The sequence below is a fragment of the Curtobacterium sp. 8I-2 genome, from assembly GCF_902506155.1.
Classification (GTDB): domain Bacteria; phylum Actinomycetota; class Actinomycetes; order Actinomycetales; family Microbacteriaceae; genus Curtobacterium; species Curtobacterium poinsettiae.
On sequence record NZ_LR732827.1, the window covers coordinates 1,497,602 to 1,515,609 of the forward strand.

18 protein-coding genes and 1 tRNA gene are annotated in these 18,008 nt (G+C 71.2%); 8 read left to right on the forward strand and 11 right to left on the reverse strand.

The genetic code is table 11. From position 1 onward, the window contains the following. Window positions 1–169 precede the first annotated feature (169 nt). A complete protein-coding gene (locus tag BOSE127_RS10950) occupies window positions 170–616 on the reverse strand; it encodes a DUF4383 domain-containing protein (protein WP_159557184.1) in 447 nt (148 codons plus the stop codon). A gap of 340 nt (window positions 617–956) precedes the next feature. On the opposite strand from BOSE127_RS10950, the gene BOSE127_RS10955 reads away from it, so the two are divergent. Beyond that, window positions 957–1,757: a phosphatase PAP2 family protein gene (locus tag BOSE127_RS10955; protein ID WP_140448242.1), complete on the forward strand. Its 801-nt coding sequence runs from the start codon at window positions 957–959 to the stop codon at window positions 1,755–1,757. A 141-nt stretch (window positions 1,758–1,898) separates the two neighbouring features. Further along, window positions 1,899–3,038 carry a CE1758 family FMN-dependent luciferase-like monooxygenase gene (locus tag BOSE127_RS10960; RefSeq protein ID WP_017886449.1) on the forward strand — a complete coding sequence of 380 codons (1,140 nt, stop codon included), beginning with the start codon at window positions 1,899–1,901 and terminating at the stop codon, window positions 3,036–3,038. A 381-nt stretch (window positions 3,039–3,419) separates the two neighbouring features. Here the strand turns inward: BOSE127_RS10960 and BOSE127_RS10970 are convergent, their stop codons facing one another. Both BOSE127_RS10970 and BOSE127_RS10975 read right to left on the reverse strand, forming a co-directional pair. Beyond that, window positions 3,420–3,791, reverse strand: a complete 372-nt coding sequence (locus BOSE127_RS10970) for a DMT family transporter (protein WP_017886448.1) — start codon at window positions 3,789–3,791, stop codon at window positions 3,420–3,422. Window position 3,792: 1 nt separating this feature from the next. Then, window positions 3,793–4,107: a DMT family transporter gene (locus tag BOSE127_RS10975; RefSeq protein WP_017886447.1), complete on the reverse strand. Its 315-nt coding sequence runs from the start codon at window positions 4,105–4,107 to the stop codon at window positions 3,793–3,795. Window positions 4,108–4,215: 108 nt separating this feature from the next. Between BOSE127_RS10975 and BOSE127_RS10980 the strand changes: the two genes are divergently transcribed. The 4 genes from BOSE127_RS10980 to BOSE127_RS10995 all read left to right on the forward strand — a co-directional run bounded on the left by BOSE127_RS10980 (window position 4,216) and on the right by BOSE127_RS10995 (window position 8,243). Further along, on the forward strand, window positions 4,216–4,794 hold the full coding sequence (locus tag BOSE127_RS10980) for a TetR/AcrR family transcriptional regulator (RefSeq protein WP_031259380.1): 579 nt from the start codon (window positions 4,216–4,218) through the stop codon (window positions 4,792–4,794). A gap of 186 nt (window positions 4,795–4,980) precedes the next feature. Continuing rightward, window positions 4,981–5,994, forward strand: a complete 1,014-nt coding sequence (locus BOSE127_RS10985) for a permease (protein WP_042538379.1) — start codon at window positions 4,981–4,983, stop codon at window positions 5,992–5,994. Continuing rightward, window positions 5,981–6,826, forward strand: coding sequence for a TIGR03943 family putative permease subunit (locus tag BOSE127_RS10990; RefSeq protein WP_140448246.1), 846 nt, complete (start codon window positions 5,981–5,983; stop codon window positions 6,824–6,826). The genes BOSE127_RS10985 and BOSE127_RS10990 overlap by 14 nt, the downstream gene beginning before the upstream one ends. Then, window positions 6,816–8,243: a hypothetical protein gene (locus tag BOSE127_RS10995; protein ID WP_042538381.1), complete on the forward strand. Its 1,428-nt coding sequence runs from the start codon at window positions 6,816–6,818 to the stop codon at window positions 8,241–8,243. The genes BOSE127_RS10990 and BOSE127_RS10995 overlap by 11 nt, the downstream gene beginning before the upstream one ends. A 72-nt stretch (window positions 8,244–8,315) precedes the next feature. Here the strand turns inward: BOSE127_RS10995 and BOSE127_RS11000 are convergent, their stop codons facing one another. The 8 genes from BOSE127_RS11000 to BOSE127_RS11035 form a co-directional block, all read right to left on the reverse strand. Further along, complete coding sequence (locus BOSE127_RS11000; protein WP_017886442.1) at window positions 8,316–9,362, reverse strand: NAD(P)-dependent alcohol dehydrogenase; 1,047 nt, start codon at window positions 9,360–9,362, stop codon at window positions 8,316–8,318. Window positions 9,363–9,557: 195 nt separating this feature from the next. Further along, window positions 9,558–10,649: a glycerate kinase gene (locus BOSE127_RS11005; RefSeq protein WP_159557186.1), complete on the reverse strand. Its 1,092-nt coding sequence runs from the start codon at window positions 10,647–10,649 to the stop codon at window positions 9,558–9,560. Window positions 10,650–10,894: 245 nt separating this feature from the next. Beyond that, window positions 10,895–12,016, reverse strand: coding sequence for an FAD-dependent oxidoreductase (locus BOSE127_RS11010; RefSeq protein WP_159557188.1), 1,122 nt, complete (start codon window positions 12,014–12,016; stop codon window positions 10,895–10,897). Between the two features lie 46 nt (window positions 12,017–12,062). Then, entirely contained in the window at window positions 12,063–13,052 is a 990-nt protein-coding gene (locus tag BOSE127_RS11015; RefSeq protein WP_159557190.1) for an ornithine cyclodeaminase family protein, read from the reverse strand. Then, on the reverse strand, window positions 13,049–13,951 hold the full coding sequence (locus BOSE127_RS11020) for an ABC transporter substrate-binding protein (RefSeq protein ID WP_159557192.1): 903 nt from the start codon (window positions 13,949–13,951) through the stop codon (window positions 13,049–13,051). Before BOSE127_RS11020 ends, BOSE127_RS11015 begins: the two co-directional genes overlap by 4 nt. 79 nt (window positions 13,952–14,030) lie before the next feature. Continuing rightward, window positions 14,031–15,476: an MFS transporter gene (locus tag BOSE127_RS11025; protein WP_228499459.1), complete on the reverse strand. Its 1,446-nt coding sequence runs from the start codon at window positions 15,474–15,476 to the stop codon at window positions 14,031–14,033. A gap of 179 nt (window positions 15,477–15,655) precedes the next feature. Continuing rightward, window positions 15,656–16,270 carry a GntR family transcriptional regulator gene (locus BOSE127_RS11030; RefSeq protein ID WP_052481746.1) on the reverse strand — a complete coding sequence of 205 codons (615 nt, stop codon included), beginning with the start codon at window positions 16,268–16,270 and terminating at the stop codon, window positions 15,656–15,658. 14 nt (window positions 16,271–16,284) lie between these two features. Then, window positions 16,285–16,358, reverse strand: a tRNA-Gly gene (locus BOSE127_RS11035). A gap of 195 nt (window positions 16,359–16,553) precedes the next feature. Here BOSE127_RS11035 and BOSE127_RS11040 point away from each other — a divergent pair. Beyond that, window positions 16,554–17,657 carry a DUF6177 family protein gene (locus BOSE127_RS11040; protein ID WP_159557194.1) on the forward strand — a complete coding sequence of 368 codons (1,104 nt, stop codon included), beginning with the start codon at window positions 16,554–16,556 and terminating at the stop codon, window positions 17,655–17,657. Further along, on the forward strand, window positions 17,647–17,994 hold the full coding sequence (locus tag BOSE127_RS11045) for a hypothetical protein (RefSeq protein WP_042538673.1): 348 nt from the start codon (window positions 17,647–17,649) through the stop codon (window positions 17,992–17,994). Before BOSE127_RS11040 ends, BOSE127_RS11045 begins: the two co-directional genes overlap by 11 nt. Window positions 17,995–18,008: the final 14 nt, after the last annotated feature.

An 18,008-nucleotide genomic window follows, 5' to 3' on the forward strand; every position in this document is an offset into this window, starting at 1 on the left:
CGCATCCGACAGTTCGTGACCGACCGGCGCACCTGAGCGGGGAGTCGTGACCGGCCCGCGCGCCCGCACCGGCCCCCACACGCGATGCCCGCACCGGCCCCGCACACGCGACGACGCCCGCCTGCCGGAGCGGCAGACGGGCGTCGGGAAGTGCAGTCGAGCGGAGGCGTCAGGCGCGCGCGGCACGCAGCGCGCGGAGGTTCTCCTTGTCGGCACCGAGTGCGGTGAGCAGCAGGATCACACCGACGATCGCGTGGAAGACGTTGTCCGTGGTGTTGAGCGCGAAGACGTTGGCCGAGGTGTCCACGAAGACGAAGCCGTACACCGCGAAGACCACGAGCAGGACTCCGACGAGCAGGTTGCCGTTGCGGGAGCCGATGGTGTTGCCGAGGCCGGTGATGAGCAGGACCACGGCGAGCAGCACCCACACCAGGCAGAGCGCCGGGTTCACGCCGAACGCGTTCCACAGCATGCCGCCCTGGCGGTTGAAGAAGCCGGGGTCGCCGTCGGCGGCGAAGAAGAAGCCCAGGACGCCCCAGAGTGCGAGGACGCCGCCGGCCGTGAGTGCGAGACCCCGGTTCGGCGAGGCGGTGATACCCGGTTCCTTGATGGCCACTTCGGTTTCCTCCTCGTACACTGCCGACGCGACGTGCGTCGGTCCCGCGTGGTGCGACGGCCCGGCTGGGATCACCGATCCCGTCGTCGTGGCGCGGAGTGCGCGGCCGACAGGGGTGCGGTTCCCAGCCTCCGGCCGGTGCTCCAACGGTATCGTGTCGGACCCCGACCGACCCAATCGCAGCGCCGCTGCCAGTCGTGCGAGGAGCCCGACGACGACCACTCCGAGGAGGACCAGCCCGGTGACCTTGACACCCGAGCGCAGCGCATCCGAATCGCGTGGACCGTTGGTCTCGCGGCGGGTGCGGTGGGCTGCGCTTGCGGCTCTGGGGTTCGTGATCGTGCCTCTCGTCTACGGGGTCGCGGTGCTGACCCCGGTCGGTCAGAAAGCGGAGGACGCCGCGCTCGGCGGGGTCCGGGAGTCCGACCTGTTCAGCTCGGACACTGCCCTCAACGTCATCTCGGTGCCGGTGATCCTGTTGCTCGTCGTCGTGATCGTCGCCGTGGCGTTCGCCAGACGGCGGCTGTCGGTGGGGCTCGGCGCGGGGGTCGTGGTGCTCGCGTCGGCGGCCACCTCGACGCTCGTCAAGCGTATCGCCGTGCGCCCGGAGATCGCCCAGTCGACGACGCCGAACTCGTTCCCGTCGGGGCACGCGACGATCGCGCTGGCGGCGCTGTTCGCGGTCCTGATGGTCACGCCTCGTCGGTTCCGCCCCTTGGTGACCATCGTCGGCGCGGGCTACGCGGTGTTCGTGGCGAACCAGACCGTGGTCTACGGCTGGCACCGGGTCAGCGACATCATCGGTGCCTGCGCGATCGCGGTGTTCTGGCTCGGGATCGTCCGCGCGGTGGGCCCCCGGGTCGACCGCGGGCTCCGGGGTGACCGTGACGGTCGACGAGGCCCGCGGCGGGTGGTGAGCGTCGTGCTCCTCGTGGTGACCGGGGCCACGCTGGCGATCGGTGTCGCGGCGCTCGTGGTCGGGCTGGCCGGTGACGGCGCGTACGACCATGCCGCGATCCTGCTCGCGGGGCGGCTGGCGTCCAGTGCGAGCGTCCTGGCGGTGGTCACCGCGGTCTGGTTCCTGGACGGGATGCACCACGCCGCGCGCACCGACCCGGCCACGTTGCGGTCCGCCGGCTGACCCGGGGAGCCGAGCCGGGCCTCCAGGCCGCGCGACAGCACCGACCGACGGGCGCGAGCCTGGCGGGAATGCCACGCCGTGCGCTACGTTGTACCGAGCAAGTCGATGCAAACGCATCGATATCGCGAAAGGCGGCGCAACATGCAGTTCGGCATCTTCACGGTCAGTGACGTCACGACCGACCCCACGACCGGCACCACGCCGGACGACACCCAGCGCGTCCGCGACATCCTGACGATCGCCGAGCACGCCGACCAGGCCGGCCTCGACGTCTTCGCGACCGGTGAGCACCACAACCCGCCGTTCGTGGCCTCGTCGCCGACCACGTTGCTCGCCTACCTGGCCGCGAAGACGAAGGACATCACCCTGTCCACGTCGACCACGCTGATCACCACGAACGACCCGGTGCGCATCGCCGAGGAGTACGCGATGCTCCAGGTCGTGTCCGACGGCCGCATGGACCTGATGATGGGGCGCGGCAACACCGGCCCCGTCTACCCGTGGTTCGGGCAGGACATCCGTCAGGGCGTCAACCTGGCGATCGAGAACTACGCGCTCGTCCGCCAGCTGTGGGAGAACGACGTCGTCAACTGGCAGGGCAAGTTCCGCACGCCGCTGCAGGGCTTCACCTCGACCCCGCGTCCGCTCGACGGTGTCCCGCCGTTCGTCTGGCACGGCTCGATCCGCACGCCGGAGATCGCCGAGCAGGCCGCGTACTACGGCGACGGGTTCTTCCACAACAACATCTTCTGGCCGATCCAGCACACCGAGCAGATGGTCGGCCTGTACCGCCAGCGCTTCGAGCACTACGGGCACGGCCGTGCCGACCAGGCGATCGTCGGGCTCGGTGGGCAGTTCTTCGCGCGGAAGAACTCGCAGGACGCGATCGACGAGTTCCGGCCCTACTTCGACAACGCCCCGGTCTACGGCCACGGCCCCTCGATGGAGGACTTCACCGCCCAGACCCCGCTCACCGTCGGTTCGCCGCAGCAGGTCATCGACCGGTACGCCGCGATGAAGGACCACGTCGGGCACTACCAGCGCCAGCTGTTCCTCATCGACCACGCCGGCCTGCCGCTCAAGACGGTGCTCGAGCAGATCGACATCCTGGCGACGGACATCGTGCCGGAGTTGCGCAAGCTCAACGACGAGGGGCGGCCCGAGGGCGTGCCCTCGAACCCGCCGAGCCACACGGAGCGTGCGGCCGCGGCGCTCGCCGCCGGAACGGTCGGCAGCGACCACGTCGCCGCCGAGGATAAGTGGACGGGCGCGTCCGTCTGATCGCCTGACCACCTGACGGACGGGAGGCCGGGTGCCAGCTGGCACCGGGCCTCCCGTCCGTCCCGGCGCGCGTCCAGGGCGCTGCGTCGTGAAAGCGACAGCCCTGCGGATGGCGCTGCCGTCACCTTCGCGAGAGCGACAGTTGCCCGCGGATCATCCGCGGAGATCTGTCGCTTCCGCGAGGGGAGTGGCGCGCTCCGCGGCGGGGCGTGCCGGCACCAGCTTGAGGCCGACGACGCAGCCGACGATCCCGGCGATGAAGAGCAGACGCAGCACGGTGANCGTCCGTCCCGGCGCGCGTCCAGGGCGCTGCGTCGTGAAAGCGACAGCCCTGCGGATGGCGCTGCCGTCACCTTCGCGAGAGCGACAGTTGCCCGCGGATCATCCGCGGAGATCTGTCGCTTCCGCGAGGGGAGTGGCGCGCTCCGCGGCGGGGCGTGCCGGCACCAGCTTGAGGCCGACGACGCAGCCGACGATCCCGGCGATGAAGAGCAGACGCAGCACGGTGACGGGTTCGGCGCCCGTCGCCATGCCCCAGAGCACCGTGAGGGCGGCGCCGGTCCCGGTCCACACCGCGTAGGCCGTGCTGATCGGGATGTGCTGCAGGACGTAGCCGAACGCGACGAGGCTGATCGCGATCGTGACGCCGAACACGATCGTCGGTCGGAGCTCGGTGAACCCGTCGCTCTCGCCGAGGGCGGTCGCCCAGACGGTCTCGAGTGCTGCGCTGACGAACAGGACGATCCACGCCACGTCAGCTCACCACCTTGAGGCCGATGACGCACGCCACGAGACCGAAGACCAGGGCGAGTCGGGCGAAGGACGCGGCTTCCTGGCGGCGGAGGATCGCGACGACCACGGTCAGGGATGCGCCGATGCCGACCCAGACGGCGTACGCGGTGCCGACCGGGATGGTCTTCATCGCGAACGCCAGCCCCACCATGCTCAGGGCCATCCCGGCGACGAACACGATTGTCGGGACGACCTTCTTGAAGCCGTTCGAGGCGCTGAGGGCGGTGGCCCAGACGGCTTCGAGCACGCCGCTGAGCACGAGGATTGCCCATGCCATGACGATGTCCTTTCCTGCGGGGGTCGTTGTGGTTCCCGTTGTCGTACGACTGTGCGACAACGACCTCGACGGTAGCACGAGTTGGTACGACTGTGCGAGTATGGCGTCGTGGCCAGGAGCATGGACGTCGACGAACGGCGCCGCACCGTGTCCGAGGCGGCGTGCCGGGTCCTCGCCCGCGATGGCCTCGGGGCACTGAGCGTCCGGAACGTCGCCGCCGAGGCCGGGCTGCCGCCGAGCACGGTCCGCTACACGTTCCCGACCCAGGCGAGTGTCCGGTCGCACGCGCTCGAGCTGGTGTTCGACGCGACCGCGGCCCGGGTCGACTCCGTGCCGCGGGACCTGCGCGGGACCGCCTACGCGCACGCGGTCCTGCTCGAGCTGCTGCCCCTCGACGAGGAGCGGCGCATCGAGCTCGACGTCTACCTCGGCCTCGGCACCGCCGCCCTGACCGACGCCGAACTCCGGCCGTTCCACGACCGGGTCGTCGACGAGATGCGCCAGTGGTGCGCGCAGATCCTCCGCGCGGTCGGGGTGCCGGACGCTGCCGTGCCGTACGAGACCCGGCGGTTGCACGCCCTGGTGGACGGGCTCGCGATGCACATCGTGCGGGTCGACCCCGGTGGTGACGCCTCGTGGGCGATCGACACGCTGGACCGACACGTGGCGGGCATCGCCCGGGTCTGACCGCTGCCCGTTGCCCGTTGCCCGGAGCGCGTGCACGGTGCCGGGTCCGCGAACCCGTGCGGCGTTGGTGGCTCCGTGCGGCGCTTCATACCTGCACCGAGCGGGCAACCCTGAACGGGGTGACCGAACTCGCACGGTGCGAAGGGCGCGCAGCCCCGGGCAGGACGCGTCGCCTATCCTGTCCCGGTGACGACGACCACGCGGCCGCCGCAGCGCACCCGGAGCCTCACCGGCCCCGGCCTGGTGCTGCTCGCCGTCGTCGTCCTGCTGGGCATCCGGCTGTTCTCCCCGAGCATCGGGACGACCGGGCTGCCCGACGTCGTGCAGGACTTCCTGACGCTGGCGATCAGCGTCGTCGTCGAGTCCCTGCCCTTCGTGGTGCTCGGCATCGTGCTGTCGATCGTCGTCGAGGTCTGGGTACCGGTCGGTGCGCTCGAGAAGGTCCTGCCGCAGAACGCCTTCGGTCGTCGGGCCGTGATCTCCCTGATCGGGATGCTGTTCCCGGTGTGCGAGTGCGGCAACGTCCCGCTGGCCCGCGGTCTGATGATGCGCGGGTTCACGCCGGCCGAGGCGGTCACGTTCCTGGTCGCTGCCCCGATCCTCAACCCGCTCGTCATCATCAGCACCGCGCAGGCGTTCGGTTGGTCGGGGTGGATCCTGCCGGTGCGCATCGTCGGTGGCTTCGTCGTCGCGAACCTCGTCGGCTGGATCGTCGCCGCGCACCGCCGTCCGGCCGACCTGCTGCTCCCCGCCTTCGAGGCCCGGTGCCGTGCGGCCGTGGGAGCGCCCCGGGGCCTGCACCGCTGGCGGCAGAGCGCCGCGCAGTTCGGCGGCGAGACGGCGACGATGATGCCGGCACTGTTCGTCGGTGCCGGGCTCGCCGCCGCGATCCAGGTCGCCGTGCCCCGCTCGACCCTGGTCGCGATCGGCTCGAACCCGGTGCTGTCCGTCGCGGCGATGATGCTGCTGGCGATGACGGTGTCGCTCTGCTCGAACGTCGACGCCTTCTTCGCGCTGTCCTTCGCCTCGACGTTCCTGCCGGGGTCGATCACGGCGTTCCTGATCATCGGGCCGATCATCGACGTCAAGATGATCGCCCTGCTGCGCACGACGTTCCGGGTCCGCTTCCTGGTGCTGCTGTCCGTCGTGTGCGTCCTGTTCGCCGGAGCCGTCGGGTTGGTGATGAATGTCCTCGTCTGATGCACGCAGCAACGCGCCCGCGTACCTGGGCCTCGGGTCGGTGCTGGCCGTTGCGCTCTGCACGCTGTGGCTGGCGCTGGTCGGGCAACTCGACCTGTACATCAACCCGCGCTACTCGGTGTTCACGGTCGTGCTCGCCGCCGTCGGGGTGCCCGCGTCGATCGCAGGCCTGGTGGTCATCGCCCGCGGGCACGGCCACACGCACGGCGACGACGCGGACGAGCACGAGCACGAGCCAGATGGCGATCGGGGGCGGCGCGGACTCGGCCGTCGTCGCGCCGTCCGCGTCGTGCTCGGCGGTGCAGCCGCCGTCGTCACCGTTGGTGTCACCGTCGCGATGCTCGTCCTGCCCCCGACGACGCTGTCCGCCCGCACCGCACAGCAGCGGAGCGTCGACTCGGCGACCCTGTCGAACGCCACCGGTTCCGAGGCAGCGGTGTCCCTGCTCGGGAGCGAGGGCGTCGACACCTCGGAGTACGGCGTCAAGGACTGGGCGGCCCTGATCCGGCAGACCACCGACACCACGGCACTCGTCGGCAAGCAGGTCGAACTGACGGGCTTCGTGGTGCCCGGTGACGACGGGTCGTTCACCCTGACCCGCTTCGTGATCAGCTGCTGCGCCGTGGACGCGCAACCCGTCGGCCTCAGCGTCGTGCCCGGCGACGACGACGGTAGCGGTGGCGGCAGCGGCACCGTCCCCGACGAGGGGAAGTGGGTCACCGTCCGCGGCGCCCTCGCAGCGAACCCGGACCAGTCCGCCGACGCCCGCATCGTCGTCAAGGCCGCGAAGGTCACCGAGGTCGCGCAGCCCAAGGACCCGTATGAGTACTGAGACGGGCGCGAGCTCCGAGGGGCGCCGCGAGCGCCGCCCGGTCGCGCACCGGTTCCACCGCCGGTACGTGGCCGTCGTGGTCGTCCTCGCCGTGGTCGCCGCGCTCGCCGCGGTCGTCGGCTCGCAGCAGGGTCCGCGGCTCCGCGACGTGTCCTACGACGCGACCGGGCTCGTCACGAGGCCGGCCCAGCGGATCATCCTGACGGCGAACCAGGCACTGCAGAAGGTCGACGCCGCCGACGTCCGGGTCAGCCCGGCTGCGGCGCACACCGTGACCTCGAGCGGCAACACCATCGCGGTCGAGTTCGCCGGGCCGCTGGCCTACGACCGCGACTACACCGTCACGGTCGCGGGTGTCCGGGCGCCGGGACAACGTGCGACGTCGGACCTGACGGCGGCGATCCGCACCGGCAGCACCGACGTGCTCGCCCTGGTCCCCGGGCAGGCAGGCGCGAAGGACCGCATCGTCCGGCGCTCCCTCGACGCCGGCGGCGCCACGACCGTCTACGAGGGCACCGCGATCAGCGAGTACGCCCGGCTCGGCCGCTCGCTGGTGGTCGTGAGCGGCACGGACGCCAGCTCCTCCGTCGACATCGTGGCGCTGAGCGGCGGCGTGCAGGACGACGACGCCCCCGTCGAGCACCTCACCCTGCCGACGTCCGAGGGGCGGGTCACGGCGCTCCACGTCGCGGACGACGGGGCCTCGTTCGGGTTCGAGTACGCCGACACCTCGACCGGGCAGTCCCGGAACACCGGCCTGTACGTGGTCGACATGACGGGCACGCACATGCCCACCGCGATCGCCGCGAACGGCAAGCCGAAGACGGGCGCCGTGCCGATGACCGTCGGGCAGTGGGCCTACGTCCCGCGCACCGAGAGTGCCCTGGTCCGGACGGGCAGCGACGACCTGGTCCTCGTCGACATGAGCGGTCGCGCCGACCCGGTCCGGCTCGGCAGCGCGACCTACCTGCACGGCTTCGTCGGCACCGGCACCACGGCCGTCGTCGAGACGGGCACCGGCATCGAACGGCTGGACCTGACCGACGGGTCCAAGTCAGCGCTGCAGGCCCCCGCGGCCAGCACGGATGCGGCCGTCCTCGGCCGCATCGCCCAGCTGTCCGACGACACGTACCTGCGGGTGCTGGGGGACGTGCGGTCGGACGGCACCATCGCGGCACGGATCGTGCGTGTCGACGGGGGACGCGCCTCCCGTCTGCCCGTGACGATCCCGGAGGACGCGAGCGTCACCGCGGTCTGCCCGTCCCCGAACAGCCAGTTCGTCGCGGTCGCGACGAAGTCGGCGAACGGCGAGCTCGTGAGCATCGTCGACGCGGCCTCCGGCGCGCTCGAGGCGAGCATCGACGCCGGTTCCGTCGACTGGTGCGGCGCGCTGCCGTCCGGTGACGAGGTCGGCTGACGGTCCGGAGACGACAGACGGAAGGCCCGGTACCAGCTGGTACCGGGCCTTCCGTCCATCATGTGGTGACGACTACGCCAGCGTGGCCGCGTCGATCACGAAGCGGTAGCGGACGTCCGAGGACAGGACGCGCTCGTAGGCCTCGTTGATCTGGTCGGCGCTGATGAGCTCGGTCTCCGGCAGGATCCCGTGCTCGGCGCAGAAGTCGAGCATCTCCTGGGTCTCCTGGATGCCGCCGATGGCGGAACCAGCCCAGCTGAGCCGACGCGGGATGAGCGCGAAGGCCGGCACCTCGAGCGGCTCGGACGGTGCACCGACGTTGACGAGGGTGCCGTCGACCTTGAGCAGGCCGAGGTAGGAACCCATCGGGATCTTCGCCGAGACGGTGTTGATGATGAGCTCGAAGGAGTTCGCGAGCTTCTCGAACGTCTCCGGGTCCTTCGTCGCGTAGTGGGCCTTCGCGCCGTAGCGGAGCGAGTCGGCTTCCTTCGAGGTGGTCTGCGACAGGACGGTGACCTCGGCGCCGAGCGCGACGGCGATCTTGACGGCCATGTGGCCGAGCCCGCCCATGCCGACGACGGCGACCTTCGTGCCGGGGCCGGCCTTCCAGTGGTGGAGCGGCGAGTAGGTGGTGATGCCGGCGCAGAGCAGCGGCGCGACCTTCTCGATGTCGAGCGACTCGGGGACGCGGAGCACGAAGTCCTCGTTCACGACGACGGCCTGCGAGTAGCCGCCCTGGGTGATCGAGCCGTCGGCGGGGTCGACGCTGGCGTAGGTGCCGATGTTGCCCTTGAGGCAGTACTGTTCCTGGCCGGCGACGCAGTTCTCGCACTCGCCGCACGAGTTCACCATGCAGCCGACGCCGACGCGGTCGCCGACCTTGTGCTTGGTGACGTTCGCGCCGACCTCGGTGACGTGGCCGACGATCTCGTGGCCGACGACCTGCGGGTACTGGATGGGGCCCCACTCACCGCGGACGGTGTGGATGTCCGAGTGGCAGATGCCGGCGTAGGCGATGTCGATCGCGACGTCGTCCGGGCCGACGTCACGACGGGTGATGGTGGTCTTGACGAGCGGCTCGGTCGCTGACGGTGCCGCGTACGCGTTGACGGTGCGCAATGATCTCCTCGTGGGGGTGGTGCGTTGCGGGCCGGTTCCGGCCCGGAACCAGTCTGCGCGCCCCCGCGGCCGTGTGGGAGGTACAACCAGGACACCCCTGGTGCCGCCCGACGGGCGCGTCGCGGCGGCTGCGCGGCGCGGCGGTGCGCGGCGCAGCGGTGCGCCGGTGTGCGGTGCGCCCGGCGTTCTGCTCGCTCAGGCCAGCCGGGCCAGCCGCTGCCCGGCGATCGTCGCGAAGCGCAGGGGGTCGGCGAGGGCGTCGTCGGGTTCGCCGGTGGTCTGCGTCGCGAGCACGGTCAGCGACGCGGCGGCCACGTAGTCGTCGAGCGGGGCCTCGATCGCGCCGGCGACGAGCATCGAGCGGGCACCGGGAGCGTGCGCCGCCGTCAGGTCGCGGACCACCGAGGGCACCTTGCCGACGGCGCTCTGTCCGTCGAAGCGTCCCTCGCCGCTGATCACGACGTCGGCGGCGTTCACGTCGGTACCGTTCACGATGTCGTTGCCCCCGAGCAGTGCCGGCAGCCCGAGGACCTCGGCGACGGCCGCTGCCCCACCCGCGAGCGTGGCGCCCCACACCAGCAGGCCGAACCCCACCCCACCCGCGGCTCCGGCGCCCGGGGTGCTCGGGTCGACGTCGGGGAAGCGCGCGGCCCAGATGGCGAGCCGGTCGTCGAAGGACGCCACACGGTCGGGCGTGATGCCCTTCTGCGGGCCGAAGACGGCGGCGGCACCCGTCGGGCCGAGCAGCGGTGAGGTGACGTCGGTGAGCACGGTGACCCCGAGCGGTGGGAGTGCTCGGAGACCGCCGGTGCCGGTGCCGGTGCCGCTCTGCTCTTCGTCGAGGCCGAGCGCCTCGAGCACCGGACGCCCGCCGTCGGTGGACGCGCTGCCCCCGATGCCGAGCACGAGCCCCGTCGCACCGGCGTCGAGCGCGGCGGCGATCGCCTCGCCGAACCCACGGCTCGTCGCCGTGTCCGGCATCGGTGCATCGAGCAGGGGCAGGCCGCTCGTCGCCGCGAGCTCCACCACGGCACGGCCGTCGGGCAGTCGCAGCCACTGGGTGGCGACCGGGGCCCCGGCCGGCCCGGTCACGGTGACGGGGACCCGGACGGATCCGGGGACGGCGGTCTCGAAGGCGTCGAGGGTGCCCTCGCCACCGTCGGCCATCGGGACGAGCACCACGTCGTCGTCAGGGCGTTCGGCCAGCCAACCGTCGCGGACCGCCGCAGCGATCGACGCCGCCGTCGCGGTGCCCTTGAACGAGTCCGGAGCCACGATGATGCGCACGGTTCCACCGTAGTGGCCGGTCGCGGGACGCCGGCGTGCGCGCGTGTGTGAGACGCCGGTGTGTGTGGTGTGTGTGTGAGACGCCGGCGTCTGCGCAGAACGCCTCGTTGTCCGCGAGACGCCTCCGTATTCGGCGGCGTCTCGAGGCCAAGGCGGCGTCGAACGAACACGACGGCGTTCGTCGACCGCGCCGGCCGCGTCGAACGAACACGCCGGCGTCTCGCGAACGACCGTGCCCCGACGCGTCAGGGCGCGGGCACCGGCTCCGGCAGGGCGAAGCGCGGGTGCGGCACTCCGCCCGTCGCGAGGTCCGCGAGCATCTCGCCCAGCAACGGCGCGAACTTGAAGCCGTGCCCGGAGAACCCCGTCGCCACGGTGAGCGGCCCCATGCGGTCGATGACGAAGTCCTCGTCGGGGGAGTTGTCGTACAGGCAGCTGATGAACGTCGGCTTCGTCGCGTCGACCCCCGGCACGTACCGCGCGACGTACGCCTGCAGCCGCTCGGCTTCGGCGGGTACGGGCGTGAAGTCGCGGTCGTCCGGGTCGACCACGGGCCCGGTGCCGTGGAACCCGACCTTGACGCCCTCGCCGGGCGTCAGCAGCCCGTAGACGTCGTCGCCGTCGGCCCAGTGCACGAAGCTCGGCCAGGCCTCGTCCGGCAGGTGGCTGGGGAAGTGGGCGGGCTGCTCCTGGGTGACGCGGATGGCCGGGAGGCCCGTCCCGCGTCCGGTAAGCAGCCCGCCGACGAGCGTGGGGGCCCACGACCCCACCGCGGCCACCACGGACGCGGTGCGGACCGCGGTGCCGTCGGACAGTGTCACGGTGACGTCGTCACCGTGGTCGTCGAGCCCGGTGACCCGGGTGTCGAAGCGCAGGTCGGCGAGGCCGGTCCGTTCGGCCAGGGTCAGGAAGGCCTCGACCGTCCGGTCGGAGCGGATCCGCCCCGCCGACGCATGGGTCAGCACGTGCCCCTCGAACGCGATGCCGGGCCAACGTGCTGCCGCCTGCTCCGGCGTCAGCGACTCGTGGGGGATGTCCGCGTCGGCCAGGGCGGCGGCGATCGCGTCGACGACCTCGGGCCGCCCGTGGTCGACCGCGCCCGTGCGGACGATGAGCTCCTCGCCGGCGGCCTCCTCGAGCCCTTCCCACAGCGCCAGTGCGCGGGTGGTCAGCGCGACGTACTCCGGGTCGGCGTAGCCCTGCCGGAAGATCCGGGTCGCACCGTGCGAGGAACCGAGGTGGTGGCCGCGGGCGTGCTGCTCGACGAGCAGGACGCGCTCGCCGCGGGCCGTCAGGGCGTACGCGGTCGCAGCACCGACGACCCCGGCGCCGATGACGACGTGCGTCGCCGGTGCGGGGATGGTCATGTCGAGAGCGTAGTTGGGTGCGCCGACCCCGACACGACCGTCCCCGTCAGCGGCCCGAGGTCGGCACCGTGGTCCCGAGGCCTCGTTCGCGAGCGACTTCGAGCACCAGGGCGGCGACCGCCAGATCCTGCGCACCGAGCCCGACCGAGTCGAACACCGTGACCTGGTCGTCGTCGACCCGGCCGGCAGCACGTCCGACGATGACCTCGCCGAGTTCGGCCGGGTGCAGGTCCTGCGGGACCGCGCCCTCGATGACGGCCTCGAGCAGGTCGCCCGACTTCGACCAGGCTGTGGCCCGGCTGTCGACGAACACCGTCCCACGCGCCATCGCGGGGCCGTCGAGCTCGCGGTGGGTGGGGCGCGGACGGGCGCCGACGGCGTTCACGTGCTGGCCCGCGTGCAGCCAACCGCCCTCCACGACCGGGCGTACCGACGGCGTGAGCGTGCACAGGACGTCGCACTCCTCGGCCACCTGGCGGGGACCACCCACCACGGTGCATCGTTGAGCGAGGTCGTCACCGACGGTCTCGAGGAACCGACCGGTCGTCGCCGCGGAACGCGACCAGAGGAGCACCCGTTCGAAGGACCGGACCTTCGCGAACGCACGCAGGTGCTCGACGGCGAGGTTCCCGGCGCCGACGAACCCCAGCGTCGTGCTGTGCGATCGAGCGAGGTGCTGCGTGGCGACGACCGAGGCTGCCGCCGTCCGCGCGCGGGTGATGTCCTTGCCGTCGAGGACGCCCAGGCACTCGCCGGTCATCGCAGACGACACCAAGATGCTGGACCGCTGGGTCGGCAGACCGCGGGAGGCGTTGTGCGGGATGTCGGCCATGAGCTTCACCGCCACCAGACCCAGCCGGTCGGACCGCACCGCCATCGGCAGGAAGAGCGCATCGTCGGCACCCGTCAGGGCGACCGGGGCCGGCTGCTGCATCCGGCCTGCTCCGAGGTCGGCGTGGACGGCTTCGACGGCTTCGAGCACATCGACGTCCTCGAGCGCAGCAGCGACGTCGGACGCCCCGAGGACGAGCGTCACGAGACGGCGACGGCGCTCGGCGAACCGAGGAGTTCGTCGGACGACGGGACGTGCGTCGTGAGTCCGCCGTCGAACAGGATCCGCATCCACCGGTCGGACGCATCACGCTCCACGACGGCGGAGTCCCACACGCCGCCCGCCGCCATCTCGTCGGCGGCTCGTCGGAGCAGCGACTGGTCCTTGTCCGGCCAGCGGGCTGCGAGCACGGCGGTGATCTCGGCGTCGGCGTCGCCAGCGGTGATCCGCTGCATGGCCGCAGCGATGCCGTCCATGAACCGTGGCACGCGGTCACCGAGTTCCTCGATACGGTCGGTGCGGGTGTAGTAGACGCTGTTCGGCATCACCCCGCCGGCATCGAGGTGCCGGAAGACGATCGACCCGCCGCCAGCCGCCACGAGTTCCTCGGCGGACACGAGGTCGAGGATGATGGCGTCGCCGAGGCCGCCTCGGTAGAGCTCCACGAGCATGGCGGTCGACAGGTCGCGGACGAAGCGGGTCGCTGCGACGTCGAGACCGGCTTCGCGGACGAGCCCCGCCGTGAACTCGTAGGGCGCGCTGCCGCCCGCACCCGGCGCGAGCACGACCTTCCCCGCGAGCCAGTCCAGGGTGATCGGGTCGGTCTCGTTCCGCGCCACGATGGTCATCGGGAAGGCGTGGTTCAGCTGGCCGACGACGGACAGTGCACGAGCGGTGCCGGCGTACATCGCCGGCACCCAGAGGCCCCCGAGCGCGAGGTGGGCTGCACCCGAGTCGATGTCGTCGAGGACGCCAGTCCACGGGTCGCAAGCGGTGGCGGTCACGGTGAGTCCGCGTTCGGCGAAGAGGCCGCCCAGGTCGGCGACGTACTCGGGCAGGTAGTTGAGGCCGTTCGCGGTCGCCGAGATCTGCAGGGTGTCCATGGTGGTGCTCCGTTCGTGGGGTGCGGCGTGCCGGGCGTTGCCCGGCACGCCGCTGGATCGTGTGGGTGGATCGGGTGGTTCAGGTGGACCTGGCGGTGAGGACGTTCTCGTTCACGTCCTCGAGGGAACGACCGCGCGTCTCGGGGGCGAACCGCGACGCGATCACGAGCACCGCGTACATGGCTGCCGCGAGTCCGAAGACACCGGCGAAGGCCCAGGCACCGTAGAGCGCTATCGCGGCGAAGGGCATCACGGCGCCGGCGATGTTGCCGATCCCGTTCACGATCGAGGCGCCGGACGCTCGGATCGCCGTGGGGTAGACCTCGGCGGTCCAGGCTGCGAGCGTGGTGTTCGTCAGCATCGTGAAGAACTGGAACAGTGCGCCGAGGGCGAGGATCGCGCCGGTGTCGTTCCCGAACGCTGCGAACGCCAGTGCGGTCAGACAGCCCAGGACCCCCGCGGTGGCGACCAACGGTCGACGCCCGATGCGGTTCGCGAGCAGGGCGGCGGCGGTGCATCCGAGGAGCGAGCCGACGTTCATGATCATCGTGTACAGCAGGCTCTGCGAGACGGAGTACCCACGTTCGACGAGCAGCGTGGGCATGAGGAAGTTCAGCGTGACCTGCACCCCGAAGGCCATCCACGACGCGACCCCGATGGCGATCGTCCGGCGCAGGACCAGCCGGTGGAACACCGCTGCGGGTGAGGCGTGCAAGGACACCGGCGGGAGATCTGCGGGGCTGAGCCGGACGGGGCCGACGGCGTCCGCGGGCGGCGTCAAGGTGTTCGAGGCGAGGACCGCGAGCGAGCGGTTCGCGTCGTCGATCCGCCCCTTCGAGAGGAGCCAGCGCGGCGTCTCGGGCAACTTGCGCCGGTACAGGACGACGAACAGCGCGGGGAGCGCCAGGATCACGAAGCTCCAGCGCCAGACGTGGTCGTCGCCACCGAGCGGGACGGCCAACGGGCCGAGGAGGAGCAGGAAGAGGCCGTAGGAGATGAAGTTCCCGATGCCGCCTGCACCGACGTTGATCGTGGCGATGAGTCCGCCCCGGTACCGGGTCGCGACCATCTCGGACAGCATCGCGATGCCGATCATGAACTCACCGCCGACGCCGATGCCGACGATGAAGCGGCTGACCAGCAGCATCTCGAAGTTCGGGGAGACAGCGCTCAGCAGGCCGCCCAGCGTGTAGACGAGCAGGTTCAGGCCGAGCGAGAACCGGCGGCCGTAGCGGTCGGCGAGCCAACCGGCGAGGAGCCTGCCGACCAAACCGCCGACGACGGTCGCGGTGTTGATGGTGGAGAGCTGGACGTCGCCGATCGCGAGGGAGGCCTTGATGTTGGTGGCCATCGCGCCGACGGAGTTCTGCTCGAGGGTGTCGAAGAACTCACCGGCGAGGATGAGCATGAGGACCCAGAACTGGGCTCGTGTGAACCCGATCGAGTCGAGTGCGGAGCCGACGCCTCCGGAAGGCTGGTCGGTGGTGGTGCGTGTTGGTGCGGTGGAGCGCGTTACAGCAGACATTCGTAACTCCAGCGGGGAAGAGTGAGCGGTGCACCGTGCGGTCACTCTTTTGTATACGAAAAGCTGTTTCGGGCTGGTTTCGACTTCGAGACATTTCGTGACGCATCCGGCTCAACCCGCACCGGATCAGACATACGGTCGAAGTCGCCGACTGCGCGCGAACTGCGGTCGTATACGTTCTACGCGCTGAGTTCGCGGTAGATCGCTTCGTCGCGACGCAGGTGCTCGTCCATCAGCAGCCCTGCCTGAACCGATGCTCCCCGCAGGATCGCGTTCGCGACGGCGGCGTGGTCCCCGCTGCTCGCGGCGACCTCTTCACGCGTCACGCGCTCGAAGGCCCAGGCGGTCTGGTGGATCAGCTGTTCGATCATCGTCTCGAGTCGGGTGTTCCCGGACGCTCGGGCCACCAGGCCGTGGAATGCGAACCGGGGCGACTGGGCCTCGACCTCCTGATCGGAGCGGCCCTCGTGGCCGACTGCCCGGAGCAGGGCCGCGCAGTCGCCGCCCGTCCGGTCGGCCGCGAGCTCGGCGGCCAGGACCTCGAGCCCGCGCCGGATCTGCATCAATTCGATGACGACCTCGGTTGAGGAATCCGCGACCCGGACGCCCTTGAACTTCTCGGCGACGACGAAGCCCTCGGTCTCCAGCTGTCGGAGGGCTTCGCGGACAGGGACCCGGGAGACGCCGAAACGCTCCGCGAGCACGTCTTCCTTGAGTCTCGAGCCACGTGCGAGCGAGCCGCTGATGATCTCGGCCCTGATGGCCTTGAGGACCGATGCCGGCTTGGACTCCACGGCTTGATCGTAGTTGGAGCGAGTGACGGGAATCGAACCCGCGCTACCAGCTTGGGAAGCTGGAGTTCTACCATTGAACTACACTCGCGCGCCCCGCAGAACGGGACTCGGCAAGCCTAGCGGATTCTCGCCTGGAAGCCAGCCGACCGCGCACCGTACGCCGTCTGCCGGGCGCGTGTCGTGCCTCCCGAGTCTCCGCTGTGAGGGTGCCGACTCGACGGACAGGTGTCGGACCCGTGTGTACCGTCCAGGGAGTTCCAGCCCCGAACCGAGGAGGACCCGGATGGTCAGGCATCCCCTCATCGACGACGTGGTCGGCCCGGCGATCGTGGTCGAGTCGGCCTCGCCCGTCGTGTGGCTGACCGACGCGCTCGCCTCGTTGCTCCGCCGGTCGGCGGACGCCGGGCGGACGGTCGTGCTCCGCACCGGACGGTCTGCGGCGATCACCCCGGCGCTCCGGCACGCACTCGGCGCGTACGGTGCCGCGTGGGCCGTGTCCGACTTCGACGGGACGCTGCGTGACGGCTGGACCGGTGTCGCTGCCTCGGACATCGAAGACTTCGTGCACCGGGGCCCCGAACTCGTGGGCACCCCGTCGCCCGAGCACCCGGTCTCGGCCGACTCGGTCCGTCAGATCAGCATCGACCTGACCCTCCGGCACCACCCCGGCCGCGCGGTCGACATGGGCTCGGCGATCGAGGCCCTGTGCCACACCGTCGGCACCTGCCCGACCCGGTGGGGCACCGCAGAACCGCTCACCGTGCCGTGGGACCGCTGGGTCGTGACGCAGTACGCGAAGCACGAGGCACCCGGCATCTCGACCTCGTACGCCGTCGGCGAGGGCTTCTCGGCGACGATGACCGCGCACCTGGTCGGCGGGGTCGTCGTGGAGACGATGTCCGCCGTGCTCACCGTGCCCGAGGAGAACACCGACCCGGGCCTGGCCAACCGCATGTTCGACGCCGTGCAGCGGGTCGCCGACCAGGTCGTCCCCGTCTTCGGCGTCGTCATGCAGCGCCGCGGTGACGCCGACCACCTGGTCCGTGCCGTCTCGCACGGAGAACCGTCGCCGCTCGCCGTCGTCGTCGGGCCCGAGGCCGCCGGCTTCCTGGACCGTGACGGTGTCTGGCCGCCGCCGCGCACCACGACCGCGACGTTCGCCGCCGGAACCGGCTCGTCCGGTCGCCCGGACGCCGACACCGACGGCGGCATGATCGTCCGCTTCGAGGACGGCTGGGAAGCGCTCGAGTCGTTCCTCGACCGCATCGACGAGGACCGCTTCCTGCAGCTGGTCGGCGGTGCGCCGCTCGACCCCGCCCACGACGAGGGCACACTCGACGGCCACGTCCGCGACGACCGGATGGTGGGCGGCCAGGGTGCCGCGTGACGTCACGATCCTGTGCCGGCAGCCCGTCGAGCCGCGCGAGGTCGCCGAGGCGCTCCTGCTGCACGACGAGACCTGGGGCGTCCGCGCACTCGACGACGGACCGATGGTCCAGGTCTGCCGTGACGCCACCCACCCGGTGATCACCGTGCTGGGCGTGCGGCGCGTGGACTCCTTCGACGAGGTGGAGCGGATCCTGCCGGACGCGCCGACCCTGGCGACGCCGCTGTGGTGGGTCGACACGGTCACCCCAGCCGGCCCGGACGGGGAATCGGGGATCTCGGCCGCGCTCGAGGCCGCCATGGACCTCGACGCGGTCTGCATCGTCCACGGCGACTGAACACCCGCGGGCAC